Raw genomic sequence first — 26,748 nt, 5'->3', positions numbered from 1 at the left:
GGCGGGCCCGGTGGGCGCGCCGCACAGCACCAAGCCCCAAGGAGCAGTTTTGGGAAACAAGGCAACACCGGTCAACCCGGCGTCGAGCACTCAGCGCACTTCCGTGCAGCAGCTGCGGAACCGGCCTCACGCGCAGGTGCTTATTATCGGCGGCGGTATCAACGGAGTCGGAACCTTCCGCGACCTTGCCTTGCAGGGCGTCGACGTCGCCCTCGTCGAACGCGGCGACTTCTGCCAGGGCGCCAGCGGCGCCTCCTCGCACATGATCCACGGCGGCATCCGGTACCTGGAAAACGGCGAATTCCGCCTGGTCCAGGAGTCGGTCGTCGAACGCAACCGGCTTCTGCGCATCGCGCCGCACTACGTGAAGCCGCTGCAGACCACCATCCCCATCTTCAGCACGTTCTCGGGCATCCTCGCCGCGCCGCTGCGGTTCCTGACCCACAAGCAGGGCAAGCACACTGAACGCGGTGCCTTCCTGATCAAGCTCGGCCTGAGCATGTACGACTTCTTCTCCCGCGACGGCGGCACCGTGCCGCGCCACCAGTTCCGCGGCCGCAAGCGCGCGCTGGCCGAACTGCCCCGCCTGCACCCGGGCATCAAATACGCCGCGACCTACTTCGACGCCTCGGTCCACAACCCGGAACGGCTCACCCTGGACGTGCTCCAGGACGGTGAGAAAGCCGGCGAAACCGGCGGCAACGGTGCCCGTGCGTCCAACTACCTCTCCCTGGTGTCGATGGGCGGCGGGGCTGCCGGGAACGGGAAGTCCGGCACGGTCCAGCTCCGCGACGAACTCACCGGCGACGTCTTCGACTTCAGCGCCGACGTCGTCGTCAACACCACCGGTGCCTGGGTGGACCTGACCAACCAGGCCATGGGCGCCGAGTCGGCCTTCATGGGCGGGACGAAGGGCTCCCACATTGTGCTGGACCACCCCGGGCTGCTCGAGGCCTGCCAGGGCCGGGAGATCTTCTTCGAGCACACCGACGGCAGGATCGTGCTGATCTACCCGATGGGCGACCGCGTGCTGGTCGGCACCACCGACGTCGACGCCGACCTGTCCGAGGACACCGTCTGCACCGACGCCGAGATCGAGTACTTCTTCGACCTCATCGGACACGTCTTCCCGGACGTCGCGGTGGACCGCGAGCAGATCGTCTACACCTTCTCCGGCGTCCGTCCGCTGCCCCGGCACGACGCCACCCAGCCTGGCTTCGTCAGCCGCGACTACCGGATCGAACGCCGCGGCCCCGCCCGCGGCAGCGGGCAGGGGAATGCCGGTGCAAACGGGCAGCGCGGCGCCGTCGTGCTCAGCCTGGTGGGCGGCAAGTGGACCACCTTCCGGGCCCTCGCCGAACACCTCAGCAACGACGTCCTCGCCGAACTCGGCCTCGAACGCAAGGTCTCCACCGCCAAGCTCGCCATCGGCGGCGGCGCCGGCTTCCCGGACACCGAGGACGGCATCCAGCGCTGGATCAAGGCCCACATGGGGGCCGGCCGCGACGCGGACCGCACCGCGGGCCTGCTGACCCGCTACGGCACCCGTGCGGTGGACGTGATGGCCTACCTCGACGCCGGACCCGACCGGCTGCTGCACTCCACCCGGGAACTGAGCGTGCGGGAGCTGGAATTCATGGCAGCCAACGAGCAGCTTGGACACCTTGTGGACGTGCTGATCCGCCGCACCTCGCTCGCGTTCCGCGGACTCGTCACCGGTGAACTGCTGAACGAGGTTGCCGAGATCCTGTCCGGGCCGCTGGGCTGGGACGCTGCAACCCGGACCGCCGAGATCAACCACGCCCAGGAGGTGCTCCACCGGTTCCACGGCGTCCAGGTGCACAGCCTGGTCGCCTAACAACTTGCGTGTCCGGAGGCTGGACCTCCCGGACACAAGGGCTGCGGGGTTCCTCCCAGGGGAACCCCGCAGTGGCCGGCCGGCAGCGCGAAACCGCTGCCGGCCCAACGGCCCTTCAAACTCGCGAAGGGCTGACAACAGAAAATAGAGGAGTCAAAGATGTCTCTTGGAATAGTTTTCCTGTCCGAAGTATTCGGCACCGCAATGCTGACCCTGCTGGGTTGCGGCGTTGTGGCCAACGTCGCGCTGAAAGGCACGAAGGGCAACAACGGCGGGTTCCTGATGGTCACCTGGGGTTGGGGCATTGCCGTCTTCGCCGGTGTCTTCGTTGCAGCCAAGTCCGGGGCGCACCTGAATCCGGCCGTCACCTTCGGCCTGCTGCTCAACGGTAAGAAGGAGTACGCCCCCGGTGTCGCGGTCGACTTCGGCTCCACCCTGACCTACTTCGGCGGTGAACTGCTGGGCGCCTTCCTCGGCGCCGTCGTGATGTGGCTGGCCCACAAGCAGCACTTCGATGTCGAACCCGAGCCCGCCAGCAAGCTGGGCGTATTCTCCACCGGCCCCGCCATCCGCTCCACCCCGTGGAACCTGATCACGGAAATCATCGGCACCTTCGTGCTCGTCTTTGTCATCCTGACCTTCGGCGGGACGCCCTCGGGTCTTGGCCCGCTCGCTGTGGCGCTGCTGGTTGTCGGCATCGGTGTTTCCCTCGGCGGCCCCACCGGCTACGCCATCAACCCCGCACGTGACCTTGGCCCGCGCATCGCCCACGCCCTGCTGCCCATCAAGGGCAAGGGGTCCTCGGACTGGAGCTACTCGTGGATCCCGGTCGTCGGTCCGCTGGTCGGCGGCGGACTCGCCGGCATCGTCGCGGCCGTGGTGCCGATCATCGCCACCGCCGCAGCCTGATCCTGCAACAGAGAACCCCTGAACAACACCCGTTCGAACCACATCACTTCCACCGCCAGGCCCAACAGACAAGGACGTCAACGTGAACCAGTATGTAATCGCCATTGACCAGGGAACCACCAGCACCCGCGCCATCGTGTTCGACCACAGCGGCAACATCGTTTCATCCGGCCAGATGGAACACGAGCAGATCTTCCCGCAAGCCGGCTGGGTGGAGCACGACCCCGCCGAGATCTGGAACAACACCCGGGAGGTTATCGCCTCTGCGCTGTCCAAGGCCAACCTGACCCGCCACGACATTGCCGCCGTCGGCATCACCAACCAGCGTGAAACCGCGGTGGTCTGGGACAAGACCACGGGCAAGGCCGTCTACAACGCGATTGTCTGGCAGGACACCCGCACCCAGCCGATCGTCGACGAACTGGCCAAGGACGGCGGCCTGGAGCGTTTCAAGCAGAAGGTCGGCCTGCCGCTGGCGACCTACTTCTCCGGCACTAAGACCAAGTGGATCCTCGACAATGTCGAAGGCGCCCGGGCCAAGGCAGAGGCCGGCGACCTGGTCTTCGGCAACACCGACAGCTGGGTGCTGTGGAACCTTACCGGCGGCACCGACGGCGGCGTCCACGTCACCGACGTGACCAACGCGTCCCGGACCATGTTCATGGACCTCGAGACGCTGTCCTGGGACCAGGAAATCCTCGACGCGTTCGGGGTCCCGGCCTCCATGATGCCCGCCATCAAGTCCTCCTCCGAGGTCTACGGCACCGTCCACACCTCGCAGCTGCTGCGTGAAGTGCCGGTTGCCGGCATCCTCGGCGACCAGCAGGCGGCAACCTTCGGCCAGGCCGCGTTCGATACCGGCGAGGCCAAGAACACCTACGGGACGGGCTGCTTCCTCATCTTCAACACCGGCGAGGAAATCGTCCATTCCAAGAACGGGCTGCTGACCACGGTCGGCTACAAGCTCGGCGACGCCAAACCGCACTACGCGCTGGAAGGCTCCATCGCCGTGACCGGCTCGCTGGTGCAGTGGCTGCGTGACAACCTGGGCATGATCAGCAGCGCCCCGGAGGTCGAGACGCTGGCGGCCGCGGTCAAGGACAACGGCGGCGTGTACATCGTGCCGGCGTTCTCCGGCCTGTTCGCACCGTACTGGCGCTCGGACGCCCGCGGCGCGATCGTCGGCCTGACCCGGTTCGTGAACAAGAACCACATCGCCCGCGCCGCGCTGGAGGCCACCGCGTTCCAGACCCGTGAAGTGCTCGACGCCGTCAACGCCGACTCGGGTGTGCCGCTGACGGAACTGAAGGTCGACGGCGGCATGGTCGCCAACGACGCCCTGATGCAGTTCCAGGCCGACATCCTGGGTGTCCCGGTGATCCGGCCGAAGGTCGTCGAGACCACCTCGCTCGGTGCCGCCTACGCCGCCGGCCTCGCCGTCGGCTTCTGGAAGGACCTGGGCGAGTGCTCCGCCAACTGGTCCGAGGACAAGCGCTGGGAGCCGCAGATGGACCAGGCCGAGCGCGAGCGCCAGATGCGGCTCTGGAAGAAGGCCGTCACCAAGTCCATGGACTGGGTCGACGAGGACGTGAAGTAACTTTCCGAGCCCCGAAAAGGGGCCGGTGACTCCCGCCCGCCCGCTTCGCGGTGCCCACCACACCATGGCGGGGAGCCACCGGCCCCTTTTCATTGCGTCCATACTTCAGCCGCTCGTGGCGACTTACGTGGGTTAGATAGAGGGTGCGCTAAAGTAGTCGTATGCGTGCGATCCTCCTGCTTAGTTAGCCGCGCGGCATCCCGGCGAAAACCCGGATTGCCGAGCGGCAGCCCCTCCGTGTCGAGGGGCTTTTGTGTGTCCGGGACAGTTACCGGACCTCAGCAGGGGACCAAGGGATCAGGCGGGACAGTCCTGATCCGACAAGATCGAAAGAACAGAAGAGGCCAGCAGTGAGCGTTCAGCCGGAGACAGAGACCGGAACAGCAGCAGCCGTCGCGAGCGAAGGCCCCGAAGAGGGCGCCTACAGCTTCGCCGCCATGGAGGCCAAATGGCCGCAGGTCTGGGAGGACCTCAAGGTCTTCACGCCCCTGGATGACGGTTCGAAGGAACGCCGCTACGTGCTGGACATGTTCCCGTACCCGTCCGGGGACCTGCACATGGGCCACGCCGAAGCATTCGCGATGGGCGACGTCGTCGCCCGCTACCTGCGCCAGCAGGGCTACGACGTGCTGCACCCGATCGGCTGGGACTCCTTCGGACTGCCGGCGGAAAACGCCGCGATCAAGCGCAACGCCCACCCCAGCGAGTGGACCTACGCCAACATCGACACCCAGGCGGCGTCCTTCAAGCGCTACGCGATCTCCGCCGACTGGTCCCGCCGGCTGCACACCTCCGATCCGGAGTACTACCGCTGGACCCAGTGGCTGTTCAAGCGCTTCTACGAGCGCGGGCTGGCCTACCGGAAGAATTCGCCGGTGAACTGGTGCCCCAAGGACCAGACTGTGCTGGCCAACGAACAGGTCGTCAACGGCGCCTGCGAACGCTGCGGCACCGCCGTGACGAAGAAGTCCCTGAACCAGTGGTACTTCAAGATCACCGACTACGCCGACCGGCTGCTGGACGACATGGACGAGCTGCGCGGGCACTGGCCCGAGCGGGTCCTCGCCATGCAGAAAAACTGGATCGGCCGCTCCGAAGGCGCCCACGTCACCTTCGTGGTCGAGGCCGACGGCGGCAAGCCCGCCAAGGACGTCACCGTCTTCACCACCCGCCCGGACACCCTGTACGGCGCGACGTTCTTCGTGGTCGCCGCCGACGCGCCGATCGCCGTCGAACTGGTCACCGATGAACACGCCGCTGCCCTGGACGCCTACCGCGAGCAGGTCAAGGCGCTGTCGGAGATTGAGCGCCAGTCCACCGAGCGGGAGAAGACCGGCGTCTTCACCGGCCGCTACGCGGTCAACCCGCTCAACGGGGAGAAGCTGCCGGTCTGGGCTGCCGACTACGTGCTGGCCGACTACGGCACCGGCGCCATCATGGCCGTCCCCGCCCACGACCAGCGGGACCTGGACTTCGCCAAGACCTTCGACCTGCCCGTCCGGGCAGTGCTGGACACCGGCGAGGAAGACCCTGCCGTGTCCGGCACGGCGACTACCGGCGAGGGAACCCTGACCAACTCCGGCGCCCTGGACGGGCTGCCCAAGGCGGAGGCCATCCCGGCAGCCATCACGATCCTGGAGCAGCAGGGTACGGGGGAGAAGTTCGTGAACTTCCGCCTGCGTGACTGGCTGCTGAGCCGCCAGCGCTTCTGGGGCACCCCGATCCCGATCATCCACTGCCCGGCCTGCGGCGAAGTCCCGGTCCCGGACGACCAGCTGCCCGTGACACTCCCGGAGAACCTGCGCGGCGAGGATCTGTCCCCGAAGGGCACCTCCCCGCTGGCCGCCGCGGAAGCCTGGGTCAACGTCGAATGCCCCAGCTGCCACGGCCCGGCCAAGCGGGACACGGACACCATGGACACCTTTGTGGACTCGTCCTGGTACTTCCTGCGCTTCGTCTCGCCGCAGTACACCGAGGGCCCGTTCGATCCGGCCAAGATCAATGACTGGATGCCGGTGGGCCAGTACGTCGGCGGCGTCGAGCACGCCATCCTGCACCTGCTGTATGCCCGGTTCTTCACCAAGGTCATCCATGACCTGGGCCTGATCGAGGCCGACGAACCGTTCCGGGCGCTGCTGAACCAGGGCCAGGTGCTCAACGGCGGCAAGGCGATGAGCAAGTCCCTCGGCAACGGCGTGGACCTGGGCGAGCAGCTGGACAAGTACGGCGTGGACGCCGTGCGGCTGACCATGATCTTCGCCTCCCCGCCGGAGGACGACGTCGACTGGGCGGACGTGTCGCCGTCGGGCTCCGCGAAGTTCCTGGCCCGCGCCTGGCGGCTCGGCCAGGACGTCAGCAGCGAACCCGGCGTCGACTTCGCCGCCGGCGACCGTGCCCTGCGCACCGTCACCCACCGCACCATCGCCGACGCGCAGGCCCTGCTGGATTCGAACAAGTTCAACGTAGTCGTGGCAAAGCTGATGGAGCTGGTCAACGCGACCCGTAAGACCATTGACGCCGCCGGGGGCGCCGGCGGTGCGGACCCGGCCGTCCGCGAGGCCGTGGAGGCCGTTGCGGTCATCCTGAGCCTGTTCGCGCCGTACACCGCCGAGGACCTGTGGAACGTGCTGGGACACCCGGCGTCCGTGGCCAACGCTGGCTGGCCCACGCACGACGAGGCCCTGCTGGTCCAGGACACGGTCACCGCCGTCGTCCAGGTCCAGGGCAAGGTGCGCGACCGGCTGGAGGTGTCCCCGGGAATCTCCGAGGACGAGCTGCGCGAACTGGCGCTGGCCTCGGAGAACGTCCAGCGCGCGCTGGATGGCCGGGGGATCCGCACCGTGATCGTGCGGGCCCCTAAACTGGTCAACATCGTCCCGGCGTAGCCGGGCAGGCCGTTCGTGAACCGGCCGCCGGCAGTTGCCGGCGGCCGGAACTCTTTCCAGGAGGTGCTTCGTGCCGGACCGTGAGCCCCCGGGCTGGCTGTGGCTGCGCGAGCGCCTGGTCCGGCTTCGCCAGGCCGCCCGGCCCGGCGCGGCGCCCGAACCGGTACCCGCCGTCGCCGTCCGCACAGCGGTCGTCACGGACTCCGCTGCGGCGCTGCCGGCGGCGTGGGTGCGCGACTTCAGCGCCGACGGCCGCCTGAGTGTGGTGCCGATGCCCGTCATGGTGGGCGACGAGATCTACGGCGAGGGCGAGGACGACATCGCCGACACCATCGCCGTAGCCCTGGCCAGCGGCGTCCCGGTCCGGACCTCCAGGCCCTCGCCCGGGCAGTTCGAACAGGCCTACCTGGCAGCGGCGGCGCGCGGCTTCGAATGCGTGGTCTCGATCCACATTTCCGGCGAGCTCTCCGGCACCGCGGACTCCGCCCGGCTCGCTGCGGCCAAAGTGGGGATCCCGGTGGTGGTCATGGATTCCCGCACGGTGGGGATGGCGCAGGGCATGGGCGTGCAAAGCGCCGTCGTGGCGGCCGCCGATGGCCGGGGCGCGGACGAGGTCAGGGCCTTCGCGGAGGAACGGCTGGCGCGCACCAAGGTCTACTTCTATGTGCCGAGCCTGGAGCAGCTGCGCCGCGGAGGCCGGATCGGCGCGGCCGCCTCGCTCTGGGGCACTATGTTCTCGATCAAACCGATCCTTGCGGTCGACGGCGGCAAGGTCGTCCCGGTGGAGAAAGTCCGTTCTGCGCCCCGCGCCATCGCCCGGCTGGAGGAAATCGCCGCCGCTGATGCGCTGTCCCGCCCGCGCGGCGAGGCACGGATCGCCGTGCACCACTTCGGCAACCAGGCCGAGGCGGAGCAGCTGGCGTCCCGGCTGGCCGGGCTGTTGCCCGAGTGCCCGCCGGCGCAGATCAGTTCGCTTCCGGCCGTGCTGGCTGCCCACGCGGGGCTGGGGGTGCTGGCCGTAATTGTGGGGGAGAGCAGCACCCCGATGCCCGGGGCCGGCCTGACTCCCGGGACTGCCGGGGCGCCCGGCGCACTTTCCACATAGCCGTTCCACCGCCTGCCGCCCGGCACGGTCCGGCGCCTAGGCTGGCTGCATGTCGCGCCGATATCCGGGAGCCGGTGCCCGTAGCGGACCCCGCAAGAAGCCGGGCCTGGCCCGGCACCGGTGGACCGCCAGCCTTGGCCCGGTGCCGGACGAGGCGCTGCTCGACCTTTCGGCGGCCGATCTTCCCGGTACCGAGACACTCACCTCTGGCGCTCCGGCGGTCCCGGTATTCCGGTGGCGCACCGGGCGGCGCGCCGCGGCGCTGATCGCGGTGGTCTCCGTGTTGCTGGGCGGCTGGTTCTGGTGGCAGGCGGCCGACGGCGCACCCCGGGTGCAAGCTCTGGGCGAAGCGCAGGGGTGGGACGCCACGGGCAGCTCGGATTCTGCCGGTGCTCCGGCCGATGAGGCGGATTCCGGCGGGGCAGCTGCCGCTGACGGCCCGGCCGACGGAGACCCACCCGGCCCCACGGCGCCGGCCACCATCGTTGTCCACGTCGCCGGCGCCGTTGCCAGAGCCGGCGTGGTGGAACTGCCGCGCGGAAGCCGTGTCAACGAAGCCATCCAGGCAGCCGGCGGAAGCACCCGCGCGGCAGACCTGGACCGGCTTAACCTGGCCGCCGTCGTCGAGGACGGCCAAAAAATCCTCGTCCCGGAGCGCGGCAGCCCTGACCCGGCCGGGCCTGTCCCCGGCCCCTCCGCCGATGGCGCCGGAACGGGAACCTCGGGCGGCACGGGGACGTCCGGCGGGATGGCACCCCCGGCCGGGAAAATCAACCTGAACTCCGCCGGGCTTGAAGAGCTGGCCACGCTGCCGCGCGTCGGGCCGGTGCTGGCCCAGCGCATTCTGGACTGGCGGAAGCAGCACGGCAGCTTCGGCAGCGTTGAGGAACTCGACGCCGTGGAGGGAATCGGTCCCAAGTTGCTCGACGCCCTGCGGCCGCTGGTGAGGGTCTGACGTGGCCACCGGGCGTCTGACGTGACCAGCGGGCGTCTGACGTGACCAGCGGGCAGCAGCCTCGCTGGCAGGCGTTCCGGGACGCCGCAGCCGCCGCCGTTGCCCGGAGCCACGAGCCACTCGCTCCGGCCGCGGCGCAGGCCCCGTCCCCGGCCGCCCCGGAGTCCCAAGCACCTTCGGCACCCCGGGTGGGCGCACCGGAACGGTCCGCCCTGGGCGTTCTGGAGCACCGGGTCCGGGAAGCGCTGCACCGCCACAGCGCCGGTGCGCGGCCGGCCGCCGACCCCTCCGGCCCGCAGGGTCGGCGTCGCCGGTACGACGTCCGGCTCGTGCCTGCCGCCTTGCTGGTGTGGGCGGTGGCTGTGGCCGGCGCCTGGCTGGACCCTGCCGCGCTTGGCGCCCTCTGCGCCGGACTTACGGCTGCGGCGGCGGCCCTGCTGCTGGGTCCGCCTCGCCGGCGCCGGACAGCTGCGCCCCGAAGTTTCCGGGCCACCGCGGCCTTGGCACTACTGCTCTCTTGCACCGCCGGCGCGCACTCCGCGGTTGCGTCTGCGCAGCGGAACGACGGCGCGGTGGCGCGGGCCGTCGCCAACCGTGCGGCAGTGGTGGCGGAGCTGGAGGTGGCCGGGGAGCCGCGGCAGCTCGCCGCCCCGGGTCGCTCGGGGCTTTCCGACCGTTGGGCGGTGCCCGCGACCCTGCGTGTTGTCGTCTTTGACGGCATCCGGGTGGACGTCCGCGCAAAGATGCTCGTCCTAGGCGGGGACGGCTGGGAGCACGCCGAGCGAGGCCAGCGGATGCGCGTCACCGGCCGGCTGCAACCGGCCGGAGCAGGCGAAGCAGAAGCCGGCTTGCTCTCTGCTTCCTCCGCCCCGGTCCGGCTGGGAACTTCCGGCGGTTGGGAACGCGGTCCGGCAGGGCTGCGGGCAAGCTTCCGCACGGCCTCCGCCGGGTTGTCCGGCGACGCCCGCGGTCTCCTGCCCGGAATGGTGACGGGCGACACCGGGGCGCTGGACCCCGGGCTTGCCGTTGCCATGAAGACGGTCGGGATGACCCATCTGACGGCCGTGAGCGGAGCCAACTGCAGCCTGGTCCTCGGGGCCCTGCTGCTGGCGGCGCGCGGCCTGAGGTTCCCCCGCCCGGTGGCCGCTTCGCTCGCCTTCGCCGGGCTGGGCCTGTTCGTGCTGATGGTCGGACCCGATGCCAGCGTGCTTCGGGCCGCGCTGATGGGAACGGTGGGGCTGTGGGCGCTTGCCTTTGGCCGTGCAGGCCGCGGACTCAGCCTGCTGTGCGTGGCCTCGACCGGGCTGTTGCTGGCAGACCCGGCGCTGGCGACCGACTTCGGGTTTCTGCTCTCCGTCCTCGCCACGCTCGGCATCATCGTGGCGGGCAGGCCGGTGATGGGCTGGCTGCCCGCCCTTGTGCCACGCTGGGCGGCGGCCGGCGTCGCGGTTCCGCTGGCGGCCCAACTGTTCTGCGGCCCCGTGATCGTGCTGCTCCAGCCGCAGTTCTCCAGCTACGCGCTGCCCGCGAATCTGGCGGCCGCCGTTCTGGTGCCGCCGGTGACCCTGGCCGGCACGGCAGCCGTCCCGCTCGTGCCTGTGGTCCCTGAGCTCGCGGCACTGCCCATCACCGTCGCCGGTTTTTTCGCCGCCGGCGTGGCCGGAGTCGCCCGCTGCTTCGCGGGGCTCCCGGGGGCGGCGTTGCCCTGGCCGGAGGGCGCCTTCGGCTCGGGCACCATGGCCCTGCTGTCCGCGCTGTCCCTGGCGGGCGTCTGGCTCGCTACCCACCCCGCCGCGGCCGGCCGGCTGGTGCGGAATATGCACGAACAGACCGTGCTGTTCCTCACGGAAATCCTTGACCGAAAAGCCCTGGTGCCCGGCGGCGGCCGGGCCCGGAACCGGCCCGGCCGCCGCCGCTTGGTGGACCGACCCCGCCGTGGCAGGCTTAGAGTCTGCAAACCAACTTTCCGGAGGAACCACGAGTGGCTGCTGCCCAGACCCAACGCACCAGGACCACGGCGACGAAGACCGCCACCTGGCGCGACGTGACGCCGGCGCCGGTGGTGCTGGTCGGCGGGCCGGAGGACTACCTTGGGTCCCGGGCCATGGACCGGATCCGCTCACAGGTCCGCGCCGCCGCCCCCGACGTCGAAGTCACCCGGCTCAACGCCGGCAGCTACGAACCCGGCACACTGGCCATGAACGTGAGCCCGTCCCTCTTCGGCGAGCAGAAGCTGATCGAGGTGGAGGGCCTCGAAGCGATGAATGATGCCTTCCTTGCCGACGGCCTGAAATACCTTGCCCAACCCGAGCCGGACGCAGTCCTCGTGCTGCGCCACGGCGGGGGAGTGCGGGGCAAAAAGCTCCTTGATGCCATCAAGGCCGGCGGCTGGCCCGTGGTCGACTGCCAGCCGCTGAAGAAAGACGCGGACAAGGTGGCCTTTGTCACGACGGAATTCAAAGCCGCTTCCCGCCGGATTGAGCCCGAGGCCGTCCACGCCCTGGTCAACGCGGTCGGTGCCAACCTGGCCGAACTGGCGGCCGCCTGCAGCCAGTTGATCGCCGACGCCACCACGGGTGTGGATTCGGAGATGGTCGACCGCTACTACGGCGGGAGGGTGGAGGCCACGGCCTTCAAGGTCGCCGATGCGGCTATGGCCGGCAACGCTCCGCTGGCCCTCTCCACCCTCCGTCACGCCCTGGATACCGGCGCCGACCCGGTCCCGATCGTGGCGGCCCTCGCCGCGAAGCTGCGCTCCCTGGCCAAGGTGGCGGGGGCGCAGGGCTCGTCGGCGCAGATCGCCAAGCAGCTGGGCATGCAGCCGTGGCTGGTGGAACAGGCCCAGCGTGACGTCCGGCGCTGGACACCGGAAGGCCTGGTCCGGTCCATCCAGGTCACGGCCGAGGCCGACGCCCAGGTCAAGGGGCTTTCCCGCGACCCGGTCTACGCCGTCGAGCACGCCGTCACCGTGATAGCGGGCGCGGTCCGCCGCTAGCGAAGAGGGCACCGCCCGGGCAGGTGCTTCGCCGGGGCGCCGTCGGCGTCCATCGCCCGCCTTGCCCCGTTAACTGGCTGTGGCCGGCACCCAGGGGGTGCCGGCCACAATCATCAGTTCAGTTGAACTGGAAAACCTTAGAGTGCGTTGACCTTCTTGGAGATCGCGGACTTGCGGTTTGCAGCGTTGTTCTTGTGAAGAACACCCTTGCTGACAGCCTTGTCGAGCTTCCGGCTGGCAGTAACCAGTGCAGCAGCAGCGGCATCCTTGTCGGTGGACTCAACGGCGGTGTTGACGGCGCGGATGGCCGTCTTCAGCTCGGACTTGACTGCGTTGTTGCGCAGGCGAGCCTTTTCGTTGGTCAGGATGCGCTTCTTCTGGGACTTGATATTAGCCACGTGTGAACTCTCTTTTTCAATGCGGAAAATGGTCTAGAGGGCTTTCAGATTGGCCATTGACTGAGCGGCGTGGGGATACCTATGGCGACCAACCATCTGTGGCCGTCGACCTGCACGGACACACAGCTGTCAATAGTAGCAGAGACGCGCAGCCGGTGGTGATTTCCGTCAGTTCAGGACCAGCCGTGGCGGGCGCGCAACGCCGAGGAGATGTCCCGGAAGCGGCCGGCGTCGAGAATCGCGCCCTCGCGCCGGACGTCCCCGGGATTGATTTGCAGGATCCGGTCCAGCCGGGCCTCGCTGGGGCGCCACTGCCGGTCCCAGGGCCCGGTGCCGATGTCGACGTAATCGTCGGAGCGGCGCTCGTCGCCGTCGTGGTCCTTGCTGGTGAGCATCAGTCCCAGCAGGTAGCGGCCGTGGCTCCCCACCAGCAGCACCGGGCGGTCCTTGCCGCGGGTGTGGTCTTCTTCGAACGGCACCCAGGTCCAGACGATCTCACCCGGTTCCGGCCGGCCGTTGGGGCTGGGGCTGTACTGCACTTTTGCTGTGCCCCGGAAGTCGCCCGGGTAGGTGCCGGTAAGGCCGCCGGGGACGCGGGCCGGCTGCCGGGCAGGAGCCTTGCCGCGGGACTTGCCGGGAGCCTTGCCGGCAGGGCGGCGGGCGGCGGGCGGTGCGCCGCCGCCAAGCCGGTCCAGGAAGCGCAGGGTGCCGCGGAGGGCGTTGCCGAGGGAACGAAGATTCAGGGCCATGGGGAAACCCTACCGGCCGCCCGGCGCCGTCGAACCCTACCGGCCGCCCGGTGCAGGCCGACGCTGCCAGGCAGTGCCCGGGCCGGTGGCGTACCGGTGACGGTGACCCAGTGTCCCGGGCGGAGGCCGCGGCCGTGCCTGCGCTGATGCAGTGCCACGGGCCGGGACGTGGGAGACTATAAGGAACGAGAAAAGCGGCGTGCCGCAGCGAGGCTGAACGCCGGCTGCGCCCGTCCGTGGAACAGCCCAGCTGTACGGCCCGCCAGTACAGTCCCCACGTATTGCCAAGAGTAAGGACCCTGCGTGTCTCCCATGGCCCGCACCGCCCCGGTGCCTGCCGCAACAGATCCGGCCCTCATCCGGAACTTCTGCATCATTGCGCATATTGACCACGGCAAGTCCACGCTGGCCGACCGGATGCTCCAGTACACCGGAGTCGTCCAGTCCCGCGACATGAAGGCCCAGTACCTGGACCGGATGGACATTGAGCGCGAACGCGGCATCACCATCAAATCCCAGGCCGTCCGGATGCCGTGGGAGCTCGACGGCACCAGCTACGCGCTGAACATGATCGACACCCCCGGCCACGTTGACTTCACCTATGAGGTCTCCCGGTCCCTCGCCGCCTGCGAAGGCGCCGTGCTGCTGGTGGATGCGGCCCAGGGCATCGAGGCCCAGACCCTCGCCAACCTCTACCTGGCGATGGAGAACAACCTCACCATCATCCCGGTCCTGAACAAGATCGACCTCCCGGCGGCCCAGCCGGAGAAGTACGCCGAGGAACTGGCCAACCTGATCGGCGGCGACCCGGACGAGGTGCTGCGCGTCTCCGGCAAGACCGGCGCCGGCGTCGAGGTCCTGCTGGACAAGATCGTCCGTGACCTCCCCGCCCCGGTCGGCGACGCGGACGCCCCCGCCCGGGCCATGATCTTCGACTCGGTCTACGACACCTACCGCGGCGTCGTCACCTACGTCCGCGTCGTCGACGGCATGCTGCACCCGCGTGAACGCATCCAGATGATGTCCACCCGCGCCACCCACGAATTGCTCGAAATCGGTGTCAGCTCCCCGGAACCCACCCCGTCCAAGGGCCTGGGCGTCGGCGAGGTCGGCTACCTGATCACCGGCGTGAAAGACGTCCGCCAGTCCAAGGTCGGCGACACCGTCACCAACCTGGCCAAGCCTGCCACCGACTCCCTGCCCGGCTACGCCGACGCCAAGCCGATGGTCTTCTCCGGCCTGTATCCGCTGGACGGCACCGATTACCCGGTGCTGCGCGATGCGCTGGAGAAGCTGATGCTTAACGACGCCGCGCTGGTCTACGAGCCGGAAACCTCGGCCGCGTTGGGCTTCGGCTTCCGCGTCGGTTTCCTGGGCCTGCTGCACCTGGAAATCACCCGGGAGCGGCTCGAGCGCGAGTACAACCTGGACCTGATCTCCACAGCCCCGAACGTTGAGTACGAGGTGACCCTCGAGGACAAGAAGGTCGTCCACGTCACCAACCCCAGCGAGTACCCCACCGGCAAGGTTGCGGAGGTGCGCGAACCGATGGTCTCCGCCACCATCCTGGCCCCCAACGAGTTCGTCGGCGCCATCATGGAGCTGTGCCAGAGCCGCCGCGGCGTCATGGGCGGCATGGACTACCTCTCCGAGGACCGGGTGGAAATCCGGTACCGGCTGCCGCTGGCGGAGATCGTGTTCGACTTCTTCGACATCCTCAAGTCCAGGACCCGCGGCTACGGTTCGCTGGACTGGAAGGCCGACGGCGACCAGGTCGCCGACCTCGTCAAGGTCGACATCATGCTCCAGGGCGAACAGGTGGACGCGTTCAGCGCCATTACCCACCGCGACAAGGCCTACGCCTACGGCGTGATGATGACCGGCAAGCTGCGCGAACTCATCCCGCGCCAGCAGTTCGAGGTGCCGATCCAGGCCGCCATCGGATCCCGGATCATCGCCCGCGAAAGCATCCGCGCAATCCGTAAGGACGTCCTCGCCAAGTGCTACGGCGGTGACATCACCCGTAAGCGCAAGCTGCTGGAGAAGCAGAAGGAAGGCAAGAAGCGCATGAAGATGGTGGGCCGGGTCGAGGTCCCGCAGGAAGCCTTCATCGCCGCCCTCACCACGGAAGAGTCCAAGGACAAGGCCAAGAAGTAACCATGCCCAGCGTGCTTCCCCTCGGTGACCCGGCGCCGTCGGACGGGCTCCTGCCCGGCCAGGCGCGGGAGGGCGCCGCGGACCGGGCCTTCGGGCTCTATGTCCACATCCCGTTCTGCGCCGTGCGGTGCGGTTACTGCGACTTCAACACCTATACCGCCACGGAGCTCGGCGGCGGTGCCTCGCAGGACGCGTACGCCGGCACCGCCGTGGCGGAAGTCGATTTCGCCGGGCAGGTGCTGGCGGCCTCCGGTCTGCCGGAGCGCCGGCTCAGCACGGTGTTCTTCGGCGGCGGGACGCCCACGCTCCTCCCGGCTGGCGACCTGGCCCGCATCCTGAGCGCCGCGGTCAGAACCTGGGGCCTGGAGCCCGGCGCCGAGGTCACCACGGAAGCCAACCCGGACTCGGTCACGCCCGAATCGCTGCAGCTGCTGGCCGACGCCGGGTTCACCCGTGTCTCTTTCGGTATGCAGTCGGCCGTCCCGCACGTGCTCAAGGTCCTGGACCGCACCCACACGCCCAGCCGGGTGCCGCAGGCGGTGCAGTGGGCGCGCGAGGCCGGCCTGGCGGTCAGCCTGGACCTGATTTACGGCACCCCGGGGGAGTCGATGGAGGACTGGCGGTTCTCGCTGGAGACGGCGTTGTCCTACGGTCCGGACCACATCAGCGCCTACGCGCTGATCGTCGAGGACGGCACCAAGCTCGCCGCCCAGATCCGCCGCGGCGAAGTGCCCGGGATCGACGACGACGACCATGCCGCCAAGTACGAACTGGCCGACGAATTGATCTCCGCGGCGGGCCTGGCCTGGTACGAGGTCAGCAACTGGGCCCGGACGCCGGAGCAGGCCTGCCGGCACAACCTCGCCTACTGGCGCGGGGATGACTGGTGGGGGATAGGCCCCGGCGCGCATTCACACGTCGGCGGGGTCCGCTGGTGGAACGTCAAGCACCCGACCGCCTATGCGGGCCGCTTGGGGTCCGGAGCCTCGCCCGCCGCCGGCCGGGAGACGCTCGACGCCGATACCCGCAACGTCGAGCGCGTCATGCTGGAGGCCCGGCTTGCTACCGGCCTGTCGATCGCCAGCCTGGGCGGCCTCGGGGACACGGGCCGCCATGCGGTGGCAGGGCTGATTGCGGACGGCCTCGTGGATCCGGCAGCAGCATTCAAGGGCCAGCTGGTGCTCACGCTCAAGGGCCGGCTGCTTGCCGACGCGGTGGTCCGAAGGATCCTGCCGGACTAGGCGGGCGGGCCTTAACTGTCCGTTCGCGCGGGCCTTAAGTGGCCGTTCGCGCGGGCCTTAAGTGTCCGTTCGCGCTACTTGATCCAGCGGAGGTTGTACTCGTAGCGGTGCGGCTGGCCGCGGTTGACGTGGATGCCGGCGGCCACCGAGAAGCACGCGAGGGCAATCCAGATGGCGGTGGCCAGCACGGCGAACAGGTTGCCCACTACCGGGACAAAGACCAGCAGGTTCGCCACGACCGCGGCGATCGTGGGCGGCAGCGTAAAGTTCAGCGCTTCCTTCGATTCCTGCGCGGTGAACGGGCCGCGGTCCTTGAAGATCAGGTAGATCAGCAGGGACGGAACGCAGCCCAGGATGCCGCCAAAATGCGCCAGCGTGGCCCACTGCCGGTCCTCGCTCGCCGTCAGCGGCAGAGCATTTGCCGGAACACCATGGTACTGGGGCTGGTCATGGCCGGCCTGGTGGTCCGTGTGTTCGCGTGCGTCTTCTGCCACGTTTCGTCCTTTGGATTGCGGTGGAGCGTTGGTACCTGTACGAGCCGCGGCCGCAACAATGTGCAGCGGCCGCCGGTTCAAGAATACTTGCTCGGATCGCGAAACGTGGCAGGGGGAACGGCTAGGGGACCGTGAGGAAGTCGATGACTTCTTCGACCCGGCCCAGCAGGGAGGGCTCCAGGTCCGCGTAGCTGCGGACCGCGCCGAGGAGTTTCTGCCAGCCCAGGCCGATGTCTTCCTTGGTGCTGTGCGGCCAGCCGAAGGCCGTCAGGATGCCGGTTTTCCAGTCCACGCCGCGCGGAATCACCGGCCACCGCTCAATGCCCAGGACCGCGGGGCGGATCGCCTGCCAGACATCGACGTAGGGGTGTCCGACGATCAGCACATTGCCGGCCGCGCCCGGGGAAGCCATCACGGCGTCGGCGATCCGGGATTCCTTCGAGTCGGGCACCAGGTGGTCCACCAGCACGCCGAGCCGGCGGCCGGGGCCGGGGCGGAACTCCGTGACGGCGGCGGCGAGGTCGTCGATGCCGTGCAGGGGTTCGACGACGATGCCCTCCACGCGGAGGTCGTCACCCCAGACTTTTTCGACGAGCTCGGCGTCGTGCTTGCCTTCCACCCAGATCCGGCTGGCCTTCGCTACCTGGGCCCGCTGTCCGGCGACCCGGACGGAGCCGGAGGCGGTCCGGGTGCCGGCGGCGTTGGCCGCGGCGGCAGCCCGCGGGGCGGGCGGCATGAGCTTGATGGGCCGGCCTTCGAGCAGGAACCCGAAGCCGAGGCGGAAGGAGCGTGACTTCCCGCGCCGGTCCTCGAGGGCCACAACGTGCATGCCGCCGGACTTCTCCACCCGGGTCACGGCACCGACCCAGCCGGACTGCACATCCTCGAGCACCATGCCCCGTTCCACCGGGATTTCGGGCAGCTGGGCCTTGGCGGGGGCGGAAAGGTCCTGCGGGCCCCAATTCTGGTAAGACATCTGCTACACACTGCTTTGCACTCGGGAATTTGGGCGGAGGAACGGCGGCGCGGCTCGTGGTGTGCCCGGAAACACCCGTCCCGGGGGTCACGCCCGCAGCGAATCCAATGCTAACAACGGCGCGACTCATATTAGACTGGTTAGCACTTAGGCATGTCGAGTGCTAACCGCGGGTTTCCCGGGCGGGTCTTTCCGCGCGGCCGGCGCCGGCTAACTGATACGGGTCGATTGGAGGTGGAGCGTGAGCGAGCCACGCAAACTCGAAGTGTTACGCGCCATCGTGGAGGATTACGTCCATTCCCGCGAGCCCGTGGGATCCAAGGCGCTGGTGGAGCGGCACCACCTGGGTGTGTCCAGCGCCACGATCCGCAATGACATGGCTGCGCTGGAAGACGAGGGCCTGATCACGGCGCCGCACACGAGTGCCGGCCGGATTCCCACGGACAAGGGCTACCGCCTGTTCGTGGACCAGATTTCGGCCGTCAAGCCGTTGTCCCCGGCGGAGCGGCGCGCCATCCAGGCGCTGCTGGAGGGTTCCGAGGATCTCGACGACGTCCTGGACCGGACCGTCCGGCTGCTGTCGCAGCTGACCAACCAGGTCGCCGTCGTGCAGTACCCGCTTTTGAGCCGGGCCCGCGTCCGGCACATCGAATTCGTGCTCCTGGCGCCCCGCAAGGTGCTCACGGTGTTGATTGCGGACACCGGCAAGGTGGAGCAGCGGGTGATCGACGTCGGCCAGGACCTCGGCGACGACGCCCTCTCCGAGCTCCGGACCCTGTTCCTGGCCAAACTCTCCAGTACCCCGCTGGGGCTGCTGCCACAGTCGTTGCAGGCCGTGGTGGAGAACTGCCCGCCGGTGCGGCGCGGCCCCGCCCAGGCCCTGTCCCGGGGACTGGAGTCGCTGGCGGCGAGCAGCCGCGAGGAGCGGATGGTCATGGCCGGGACCGCCAACCTGGCCCGCTCCAACGTGGATTTCCCGCTGAGCATCGGCCCCGTGCTGGAGGCACTCGAAGAGCAGGTGGTGATGCTCCGCCTGCTCAGCGACATGGCGCAAGATCCGCGCGGCGTCACCGTCAGCATCGGCCGGGAGAACCCCTACGACGGGCTTTCCGAAGCCTCCGTGGTGGCCACCGGCTACGGGCCGGACGCCACGGCCAAGGTTGGCGTCCTGGGGCCCACCCGGATGGACTATCCCACCACCATGGCCGCCGTCCGTGCGGTCGCCCGCTACCTTTCCCGGATCCTCGGGCCCTGACGGGCCGGATCCTGCACCGGACTTCTTGCCCACTACAGGCAGTGCCCCACTGGCAGTACAAAAAGGAAGAGATACACACTTTGAGCAGCCACTATGACGTTCTTGGAGTCTCCCGTGAAGCGACGGGGGAAGAGATCAAGAAGGCCTACCGCAAGCTTGCGCGGACCCTCCACCCGGACGTGAACCCCGGGGACGACGCCTCCGAACGCTTCAAGGCGGTCACCCACGCCTACGAGGTGCTGTCAGACCCGCAGAAGCGCCGCGTCTATGACACCACGGGCAACGAGAACGGCACCGACAACGGCTTCGGCGGCGGCTATGCCGGCCAGGGCTTCGCCTTCCAGGACATCTTTGAGACCTTCTTCGGCGGCGCCGGCGGCCAGGGCGGCCCCGCGTCCCGGGTGCGCCGCGGCCAGGACGCGCTGATCAGCGTCCGGATCGACCTCCGCGACGCCGTCTTCGGCGTGAACAAGAAGCTTGAAGTGGACACCGCCGTCACCTGCCCCACCTGCGAGGGCTCCTGCTGCCGCCCCGGCAGCCGCCCCGAACGCTGCGACATCTGCGGCGGCAGCGGGCAGGTCCAGCGGGCCGTGCGCTCGATCCTCGGCCAGGTCATGACCACGGCCCCGTGCGGCAGCTGCGAGGGCTTCGGCACCGTCATCAAGGACCCGTGCAACGAGTGCGCCGGCCAGGGCCGCATCCGCAGCCGCCGCACGCTCACCGTGAAGGTTCCGGCCGGCGTCGCCACCGGCACCCGCATCCAGCTCTCCGGCCAGGGCGAGGCCGGTCCGGCCGGCGGGCCGTCCGGTGACCTTTACGTCGAGATCCGGGTCAACAACGACGCCACCTATGTGCGCGAAGGCGACGACCTGCACGCCAGCCTGAACATTCCGATGACCGCCGCGGCGCTGGGCACGGAACTGACCCTGGACACGTTCGACGGGCAGCAGGAAATCGACGTCAAGGCCGGCACCCAGTCCGGCGAGATCATCACGCTCCGCGGCCTGGGTGTGACGCACCTGCGCGGCTACGGCCGCGGAGACCTCAAGGTCCACCTGCAGGTGGACACCCCGGCCAAGCTCGACGCCGCCCAGGAGGACCTGCTCCGGCAGCTCGCCAAACTCCGCGGCGAGCAGTTCACCGAGGGGAAGCTTGCTGCCAGCGGCGGCGTCTTCGCCAAGCTGCGGGACCGGCTCGGTAACCTGTAGCGGTGAGTAACCCGGTCTTCTTCACCCCCGCAGGCTCCCTGGACCAGCAGGTCCCCGGCGCGACGTTCGTCCTCGAGGGCGCCGAGGCGCGCCACGCGGTGACGGTCAAGCGCCTGGCGGTGGGGGAGGCCGTCGACATTGCCGACGGCGCCGGAAAGCGCATCACCGGCACGGTGACTGCCGCCGCGCCCCAGGAGCTGACCGTTGAGTGCAGTGAGGTCAGCACCGAGCCGCTGCCCGACGTCCGGCTGGTGCTGGTGCAGGCGCTGGCAAAGGGGGACCGGGACGAACTGGCTGCCGAAACCGCGACGGAACTGGGGATCGACGCCGTCGTCCCCTGGCAGGCGGAACGGTCGATTGTCCGCTGGAAACCTGAGCGCGCCGCGAAGGCGCACGCCAAATGGCAGTCGGTGGTGGCGGCGGCCGCCAAGCAGGCGCGCCGGGCCTGGATTCCGGAAGTCCGCCCCGCCCTCGACGGCAACGGACTGCAGGCGGCCGTGGCCGCTGCGGACCTTGCCGTGATCCTGCACGAGGACGCGGTGCGGCCCCTGCGCCAGGTGCTGGAAGCCTGGCACCGGGAGGCGGCCGACGGCGTCCCCCGCGAGGTGCTGTTGATCGTGGGACCCGAAGGCGGAATCAGCCCGCGCGAGGTGACCCGGCTCTGCGACGCCGGCGCGGTCACCGCCCTGCTGGGCCACCACGTGCTGCGCTCGTCCACCGCCGGGCCCGCCGCCACGGTGCTGGCCAGCGACATTCTGGGACGCTGGTAACCGCCGGCCGAAGACTGTTGAGGTCCGGCGGGCTCCCCGCGGCGCCGAAGGGCAACGACCGTCAGGCCGGTGCCGGTCTTAGCGGACGGTGAACCCGCGGGTATCGACGTTCAGGTCCTTGACCTTGCCGGCCGGGTCCACCTGGGAGACCCGGACCTCGTAGTTGCCCGGACCGAGGTTCAGGGCGAGGTTGAACAACCCGGACTTGTCGGCGTCGGCGGAGGCGGTGATGTCGCCGTTCAAATACGGGGTCTTGCTGGTCCCGTCGACCCGCAGGAGCTCCCAATGAAGTTTTCCGCCCGGGACCGTGCTGCGGCCCGAAATTTTGACCGCACCGTCCGCCACCTCGGTGCCTTCCTGCGGATCGATGATCCATACCGGCGCCACCATCCCGGCGCTGCGCGACGTTGGCGAACCGAGCCGGACCCGGTTGAAGGCGACATAGTCGGTGTGCCCGTCGACGAGGACCACCACCTGGATCTGCTGGCCGGTATCGGTCAGCCCGGCGCTGGCGCCCGCGGCCGTGGCGGTGTAAACAAGCTGCTGGATGGCGCGTTCGGCCATGTCGGCGTCGACGTTGCTGTTGAACGCGTCCGCTGACACATCCACCGTGATGACGTTCTTGCCCGAAATCGAGGTGGCGAGCATCTTGGGGTTCTGCCAGGGTGTGAAGAAGTCCGGATCCAGCGGCTTTTGCGACATCATCACCCGCAGGGCGCGCGTGATCGGGTTGTCCTCCTCGGACACGTCCCGGAACTCGCGGTAGAGGAAAACGTTGTCGTTGCTGCGTCCGATCCAGTAGACCGGGGCCTTGTTGGAGGCCTGCGTGGACTCCAGCGGTGCGCTGGTGGTGGCCACCCCGGCGGCCGGACCGGGGACCGTGTGCGAGGGCGTATCGGCATTGGTGATCCCCGGCTGGGGCGTTGCGACGCAGCCGGACAGGGCGAGGGCGGCGGGTAGCACAAGGAACAGCACGCTGCGGCGCATGCGCCGCCCGGCTGCTGTCTTGTTCACTCCACGCTGGCTGATTGCCCCTGTCCCTTCGCTGTGTTACTCGCTCCCTGGGCCCGGCAGGGCCGAATCCAGCATTACACAGGCCGCCCGCGCTCCGGCCGGGATTCCGGGCTGTCCGCCGAACTGCAACGGGAACGATATGAGGACGATATGAAGTTGATACCTAATGTCGCGGCGAACGTGTTGGCCGCGCTGCCGCGGGGCCGCGCTGGCGTAAGATGGAAGGACCCGCTGCAGCCCGGCGCGGACGGCCCGGAAGACCGTCGGCCCGCGTCTGGAGCGGTAAGACCATTTCCGAACTGGAGGGGACCAGAGGCCCACGGGCCAACACCATGACTGAAGCAGCCAACGGCAAGGCCCGGATCAGCGCGGGCGACCGCACCGCAGGGGAATTCCCCCACTCCCTCCCAGGCCTGCGGACGGAGGTGGTCTTGTTCGACAATTCCGACCAGATGGTGCAGTCCCTGGGCAGCCATGACGAAGCGTTGCGCTTCATCGAAACCCAGTTCCCCGACGTGGACTTCCATGTCCGCGGCAACGAGCTTTCCATCAACGGACCGGCCGCGGACGTCCCCAGGATCATGCGGCTGCTCAACGAGGTCCGCGGCCTCGTGGCGCGCGGCACCGTGATCACTCCCGCGGTGCTGCAGCAGCTCGTCTCGCTGCTGCGCAGCCAGTCGCTGCAGAACCCGGTCGACGTCCTGACCCACAACATCCTCTCCAGCCGCGGCAAGACCATCCGGCCCAAGACCCTGAACCAGAAGAACTACGTGGATGCGATCGACGCGAACACGGTGATCTTCGGCATCGGACCGGCCGGCACCGGCAAGACCTACCTGGCCATGGCAAAGGCGGTCCAGGCGCTGCAGCAAAAGGAGGTCAGCCGGATCATCCTGACCCGGCCGGCCGTCGAGGCGGGGGAGCGGCTCGGGTTCCTGCCCGGCACCCTCAGCGACAAGATTGACCCCTACCTGCGCCCGCTCTACGACGCCCTGCACGACATGATGGACCCGGAGTCGATCCCGCGGCTGATGGCCGCCGGCACCATCGAAGTGGCCCCGCTGGCGTACATGCGCGGCCGCACGCTGAACGACGCGTTCATCATCCTGGACGAAGCCCAGAACACCACGCCCGAGCAGATGAAGATGTTCCTCACCCGGCTGGGCTTCGGCTCGAAGATGGTCGTCACCGGCGACGTGACCCAGGTGGACCTGCCGTTCGGCACCCGCTCCGGGCTGCGGATCGTCGAGGACATCCTGCAGGGGATCGAGGACGTGAACTTTTCCGTGCTGGACGCCTCCGACGTCGTCCGGCACCGGCTGGTGGGCGACATCGTCAACGCCTACAGCGTCTGGGACGAGGCACAAAGGAACCGGGTCAAGCATTCCGTCGCCCGGGAGAACCGGGGAGAACACGCATGAGCATCGAGGTCAACAACGAGTCCGGCGTCACCGTGGACGAAGCCGAACTGGTGGCCCTGGCCCGGTTCGTCTTCGAACGGCTCTTCATCCACCCGCAGGCGGAGCTGTCCATCCTGCTGGTCGACGAACCCGCCATGGAGAAGCTGCACATCGAACTGATGGACGAGCCCGGATCCACCGATGTGCTGTCCGTGCCGATGGACGAACTCACCCCCGGCACCCCGGACAAGCCCACCCCGCAGGGGATGCTCGGCGACATCGCGATCTGCCCCCAGGTGGCTGAGGTCCAGGCTAAAAACGCCGGGCACTCCACCCAGGACGAGATGCTGCTGCTGACAACGCACGGCATCCTGCACCTGCTGGGCTTCGACCACGCGGAACCGGAGGAGAAGGAAGAGATGTTCGGGCTGCAGCGCGAGCTGCTCTCCGGCTTCACCGGCAAGGACGCCCCGGCAGAGACGATTCAGTGACCCCACTGATCCTGGCCGGCATGGCGCTGGTCTTCCTCAGTTTTGCCGCCGTGCTCACCGCGGCGGAGGCCGCCTTCAACTACCTTCCCCGGCACGACGCCGAACATGCGATCCTGCAGAGCCGCGGCGGCGCGCTGAAACGGATCATGGCCCAGCCCGTGGCCCACATGCGCGCCCTGAGGTTCTGGCGGATCTGGTTCGAGATGGCCTCTGCGGTGGCCGTAACCGTGCTGCTGCACAGCCTGCTCGACAATGTGTGGCTCGCCGGGCTGGCCGCCACCGGCATCATGGCCCTGGTGGGCTTCGTGATCGTCGGCGTATCCCCGCGCCAGCTGGGCCGGGTGCACTCCGCCGGTATGGTCCGCTTCTCAGCCCCGCTGATCCGCTGGCTCTGCTGGGTGCTCGGCCCGATACCGGGCTGGCTGGTCACCCTGGGCAGCGCCGTGGCCCCCGGTGCCCCCGCCGACAACGAGGCCTTCTTCAGCGAAGAGGAGTTCCGCGAACTGGTCGAACGTGCCAGCGAATCGGACGTGATCGAGGACAACGAAGCCGAGCTGATCCAGTCCGTCTTCGACTTCGGCGACACGCTGGTCCGCTCCGTGATGGTGCCCCGGACCGACATCCTCAGCATCGACTCCGGCTCCAGCCTGCACCGCGCCATGTCGCTGTTCCTCCGCTCCGGATACTCCCGGATCCCGGTCATCGGCGAGAACACGGACCAGATCCTCGGCATCGTCTACCTCAAGGACGCCGCCGCCGTGATCCACAACCTGGCCCCCGGCGAGGAGCCGCCCGTCGTCGACGACCTGGCCCGCGAGGTCCGCTACGTACCCGACTCCAAACCGGTCAGCGAGCTGCTGCGCGAACTCCAGAAGGAATCCACGCACGTGGCGATCGTGATCGACGAATACGGCGGAACCGCCGGGCTGGTCACGCTCGAGGACCTGATCGAGGAACTCGTCGGCGAGATCGTGGACGAATACGACACCGAGGCCGCCGAAGCCGTGGAGCTGGGCGACGGCAGCTACCGGGTCAGCGCCCGGATGAGCATCGATGACCTCGGCGAACTCTTCGACCTGGAGCTCGACGACGACGAAGTGGACACCGTGGGCGGCCTGCTCGCCAAAGCGCTCGGCCGGGTGCCGATCGTTGGCAGCACGGTCAGCGTCGACGGCGTCAGCCTCCGGGCCGACCGGCTGGAAGGGCGCCGGAACCGCGTCAGCCATATCATTGCGGCTGCCGTTCCAAAGGAAGAAACTGACCTTGAAGACCTACTCGACGAGGCCGAATCAACGCAACAGGGAGTTCCACGTGAGCAAGCAGAATAAGTCCGACGGCGAAGCGCCCTTCGGCGGGTACCGGGCCGGGTTCGCGGTGCTGGTGGGACGGCCCAACGCGGGAAAATCCACCCTTACCAACGCGCTGGTCGGCCAAAAGGTCGCCATTACCTCGGCCAAGCCGCAGACCACCCGCCACACCATCCGGGGCATCGTGCACCGTGACGACGCGCAGCTGATCATGGTCGACACCCCGGGGCTGCACCGGCCGCGGACCCTGCTGGGCAAGCGCCTCAACGAACTTGTCGCGGACACCCTCGCGGAGGTCGACGCCATTGGCTTCTGCCTGCCCGCCAACGAGAAGATCGGTCCCGGCGACAAGTTCATTGCCGCCCAGCTTGCCGCCATCGGGAACAAGCCGGTCATCGCGATCGTGACGAAGGCCGACACGGTGGACCGGCAGGCGCTGACCGAGCAACTGCTCGCCGTCGCCGCGCTGGGCCGCGAGGTGCTGGGGGAGGACGGCTGGAAAGACATCGTCCCCGTTTCGGCCACGGACGGGTTCCAGGTCGGCACGGTCGCCGATGTGCTGATCAGCCACATGCCGCCGTCGCCTCCGCTGTACCCGGACGGCCACCTCACCGACGAGCCCGAAGCAGTGATGATCGCCGAGCTCATCCGCGAGGCCGCCCTCGAGGGCGTCCGCGATGAACTTCCTCACTCGCTGGCCGTGGTGGTCGACGAGATCGTCCCGCGCGAGGACCGGCCCGAGGACCGTCCGTTCCTGGATGTCCGGGTCAACCTCTACGTCGAACGGCCCTCACAGAAGGCCATCATCATCGGCAAGGGCGGAGCACGACTCCGCGAGGTCGGCACCACGGCGCGGAAGGCCATCGAGGCGCTGCTTGGCGCCCGCATCTACCTGGACCTGCACGTCAAGGTCGCGAAGGACTGGCAGCGGGATCCGAAGCAGCTGGTGAAACTCGGCTTCTAGGCCGGACGAAACCGGCCCTG

The 26,748-nt window shown here is 68.7% G+C and carries 22 protein-coding genes; 17 read left to right on the top strand and 5 right to left on the bottom strand.

Annotated elements, in window-relative coordinates; translation table 11 throughout:
- The first annotated feature begins 49 nt into the window (after nucleotides 1–49).
- The 8 genes from AC1MED_RS09735 (at nucleotide 50) to holA (ending at nucleotide 12,304) form a co-directional block, all read left to right on the top strand.
- Nucleotides 50–1,858 carry a glycerol-3-phosphate dehydrogenase/oxidase gene (locus tag AC1MED_RS09735; RefSeq protein ID WP_479783134.1) on the top strand — a complete coding sequence of 603 codons (1,809 nt, stop codon included), beginning with the start codon at nucleotides 50–52 and terminating at the stop codon, nucleotides 1,856–1,858.
- Between the two features lie 159 nt (nucleotides 1,859–2,017).
- Nucleotides 2,018–2,767 (top strand): MIP/aquaporin family protein, encoded by a 750-nt coding sequence (locus tag AC1MED_RS09730; protein ID WP_346960188.1) that lies wholly within the window; start codon nucleotides 2,018–2,020, stop codon nucleotides 2,765–2,767.
- Nucleotides 2,768–2,849: 82 nt separating this feature from the next.
- Complete coding sequence (gene glpK, locus AC1MED_RS09725; protein ID WP_479783133.1) at nucleotides 2,850–4,364, top strand: glycerol kinase GlpK; 1,515 nt, start codon at nucleotides 2,850–2,852, stop codon at nucleotides 4,362–4,364.
- Between the two features lie 350 nt (nucleotides 4,365–4,714).
- On the top strand, nucleotides 4,715–7,249 hold the full coding sequence (leuS, locus tag AC1MED_RS09720) for a leucine--tRNA ligase (RefSeq protein ID WP_479783132.1): 2,535 nt from the start codon (nucleotides 4,715–4,717) through the stop codon (nucleotides 7,247–7,249).
- A gap of 70 nt (nucleotides 7,250–7,319) precedes the next feature.
- Nucleotides 7,320–8,354 carry a DegV family protein gene (locus tag AC1MED_RS09715; protein ID WP_479783131.1) on the top strand — a complete coding sequence of 345 codons (1,035 nt, stop codon included), beginning with the start codon at nucleotides 7,320–7,322 and terminating at the stop codon, nucleotides 8,352–8,354.
- Nucleotides 8,355–8,403: 49 nt separating this feature from the next.
- Nucleotides 8,404–9,309 (top strand): helix-hairpin-helix domain-containing protein, encoded by a 906-nt coding sequence (locus AC1MED_RS09710; RefSeq protein WP_479783130.1) that lies wholly within the window; start codon nucleotides 8,404–8,406, stop codon nucleotides 9,307–9,309.
- Nucleotides 9,310–9,350: 41 nt separating this feature from the next.
- A complete protein-coding gene (locus AC1MED_RS09705) occupies nucleotides 9,351–11,357 on the top strand; it encodes a ComEC/Rec2 family competence protein (RefSeq protein WP_479783129.1) in 2,007 nt (668 codons plus the stop codon).
- The gene (gene holA / locus AC1MED_RS09700) at nucleotides 11,291–12,304 is read left to right on the top strand and encodes a DNA polymerase III subunit delta (RefSeq protein ID WP_479783128.1); all 1,014 of its coding nucleotides are present in this window, start codon (nucleotides 11,291–11,293) and stop codon (nucleotides 12,302–12,304) included. Before AC1MED_RS09705 ends, holA begins: the two co-directional genes overlap by 67 nt.
- A gap of 137 nt (nucleotides 12,305–12,441) precedes the next feature.
- Here holA and rpsT read toward each other — a convergent pair whose 3' ends face one another.
- Nucleotides 12,442–12,702 carry a 30S ribosomal protein S20 gene (gene rpsT, locus AC1MED_RS09695; RefSeq protein ID WP_056739236.1) on the bottom strand — a complete coding sequence of 87 codons (261 nt, stop codon included), beginning with the start codon at nucleotides 12,700–12,702 and terminating at the stop codon, nucleotides 12,442–12,444.
- 173 nt (nucleotides 12,703–12,875) lie between these two features.
- Nucleotides 12,876–13,451 (bottom strand): type II toxin-antitoxin system PemK/MazF family toxin, encoded by a 576-nt coding sequence (locus AC1MED_RS09690; protein WP_479783127.1) that lies wholly within the window; start codon nucleotides 13,449–13,451, stop codon nucleotides 12,876–12,878.
- A 303-nt stretch (nucleotides 13,452–13,754) separates the two neighbouring features.
- Between AC1MED_RS09690 and lepA the strand changes: the two genes are divergently transcribed.
- Complete coding sequence (gene lepA / locus AC1MED_RS09685; protein ID WP_346960195.1) at nucleotides 13,755–15,608, top strand: translation elongation factor 4; 1,854 nt, start codon at nucleotides 13,755–13,757, stop codon at nucleotides 15,606–15,608.
- Between the two features lie 2 nt (nucleotides 15,609–15,610).
- On the top strand, nucleotides 15,611–16,849 hold the full coding sequence (gene hemW, locus AC1MED_RS09680; RefSeq protein ID WP_479783126.1) for a radical SAM family heme chaperone HemW: 1,239 nt from the start codon (nucleotides 15,611–15,613) through the stop codon (nucleotides 16,847–16,849).
- A 74-nt stretch (nucleotides 16,850–16,923) separates the two neighbouring features.
- Here the strand turns inward: hemW and AC1MED_RS09675 are convergent, their stop codons facing one another.
- Together AC1MED_RS09675 and AC1MED_RS09670 are read right to left on the bottom strand one after the other, a co-directional pair.
- Entirely contained in the window at nucleotides 16,924–17,343 is a 420-nt protein-coding gene (locus AC1MED_RS09675; protein WP_346960197.1) for a DUF4870 domain-containing protein, read from the bottom strand.
- 121 nt (nucleotides 17,344–17,464) lie between these two features.
- Nucleotides 17,465–18,319 carry a DUF3097 domain-containing protein gene (locus AC1MED_RS09670; RefSeq protein ID WP_479783125.1) on the bottom strand — a complete coding sequence of 285 codons (855 nt, stop codon included), beginning with the start codon at nucleotides 18,317–18,319 and terminating at the stop codon, nucleotides 17,465–17,467.
- Between the two features lie 241 nt (nucleotides 18,320–18,560).
- Here AC1MED_RS09670 and hrcA point away from each other — a divergent pair, with 241 nt between their 5' ends.
- From hrcA to AC1MED_RS09655, 3 genes are all read left to right on the top strand, one after another.
- Nucleotides 18,561–19,574 carry a heat-inducible transcriptional repressor HrcA gene (gene hrcA / locus AC1MED_RS09665; protein ID WP_479783124.1) on the top strand — a complete coding sequence of 338 codons (1,014 nt, stop codon included), beginning with the start codon at nucleotides 18,561–18,563 and terminating at the stop codon, nucleotides 19,572–19,574.
- Nucleotides 19,575–19,654: 80 nt separating this feature from the next.
- Nucleotides 19,655–20,782 carry a molecular chaperone DnaJ gene (gene dnaJ / locus AC1MED_RS09660; protein WP_479783123.1) on the top strand — a complete coding sequence of 376 codons (1,128 nt, stop codon included), beginning with the start codon at nucleotides 19,655–19,657 and terminating at the stop codon, nucleotides 20,780–20,782.
- A 2-nt stretch (nucleotides 20,783–20,784) separates the two neighbouring features.
- Nucleotides 20,785–21,552: a 16S rRNA (uracil(1498)-N(3))-methyltransferase gene (locus AC1MED_RS09655; RefSeq protein ID WP_479783122.1), complete on the top strand. Its 768-nt coding sequence runs from the start codon at nucleotides 20,785–20,787 to the stop codon at nucleotides 21,550–21,552.
- 78 nt (nucleotides 21,553–21,630) lie between these two features.
- Here the strand turns inward: AC1MED_RS09655 and AC1MED_RS09650 are convergent, their stop codons facing one another.
- On the bottom strand, nucleotides 21,631–22,539 hold the full coding sequence (locus AC1MED_RS09650) for a GerMN domain-containing protein (RefSeq protein ID WP_479786641.1): 909 nt from the start codon (nucleotides 22,537–22,539) through the stop codon (nucleotides 21,631–21,633).
- Between the two features lie 359 nt (nucleotides 22,540–22,898).
- Here AC1MED_RS09650 and AC1MED_RS09645 point away from each other — a divergent pair, with 359 nt between their 5' ends.
- Genes AC1MED_RS09645 through era form a run of 4 tightly spaced genes read left to right on the top strand, consistent with a single transcriptional unit; the run spans nucleotide 22,899 to nucleotide 26,728 of the window.
- On the top strand, nucleotides 22,899–23,987 hold the full coding sequence (locus AC1MED_RS09645) for a PhoH family protein (protein WP_479783121.1): 1,089 nt from the start codon (nucleotides 22,899–22,901) through the stop codon (nucleotides 23,985–23,987).
- Nucleotides 23,984–24,457, top strand: a complete 474-nt coding sequence (ybeY, locus tag AC1MED_RS09640; RefSeq protein ID WP_175321062.1) for an rRNA maturation RNase YbeY — start codon at nucleotides 23,984–23,986, stop codon at nucleotides 24,455–24,457. The genes AC1MED_RS09645 and ybeY overlap by 4 nt, the downstream gene beginning before the upstream one ends.
- Nucleotides 24,454–25,785: a hemolysin family protein gene (locus AC1MED_RS09635; RefSeq protein WP_479783120.1), complete on the top strand. Its 1,332-nt coding sequence runs from the start codon at nucleotides 24,454–24,456 to the stop codon at nucleotides 25,783–25,785. The genes ybeY and AC1MED_RS09635 overlap by 4 nt, the downstream gene beginning before the upstream one ends.
- On the top strand, nucleotides 25,769–26,728 hold the full coding sequence (gene era, locus AC1MED_RS09630; protein WP_346960205.1) for a GTPase Era: 960 nt from the start codon (nucleotides 25,769–25,771) through the stop codon (nucleotides 26,726–26,728). The genes AC1MED_RS09635 and era overlap by 17 nt, the downstream gene beginning before the upstream one ends.
- Nucleotides 26,729–26,748: the final 20 nt, after the last annotated feature.

The sequence above is a fragment of the Arthrobacter sp. BI5 genome (assembly GCF_056680065.1).
This window is presented reverse-complemented; position numbering and strand designations above follow the sequence as displayed.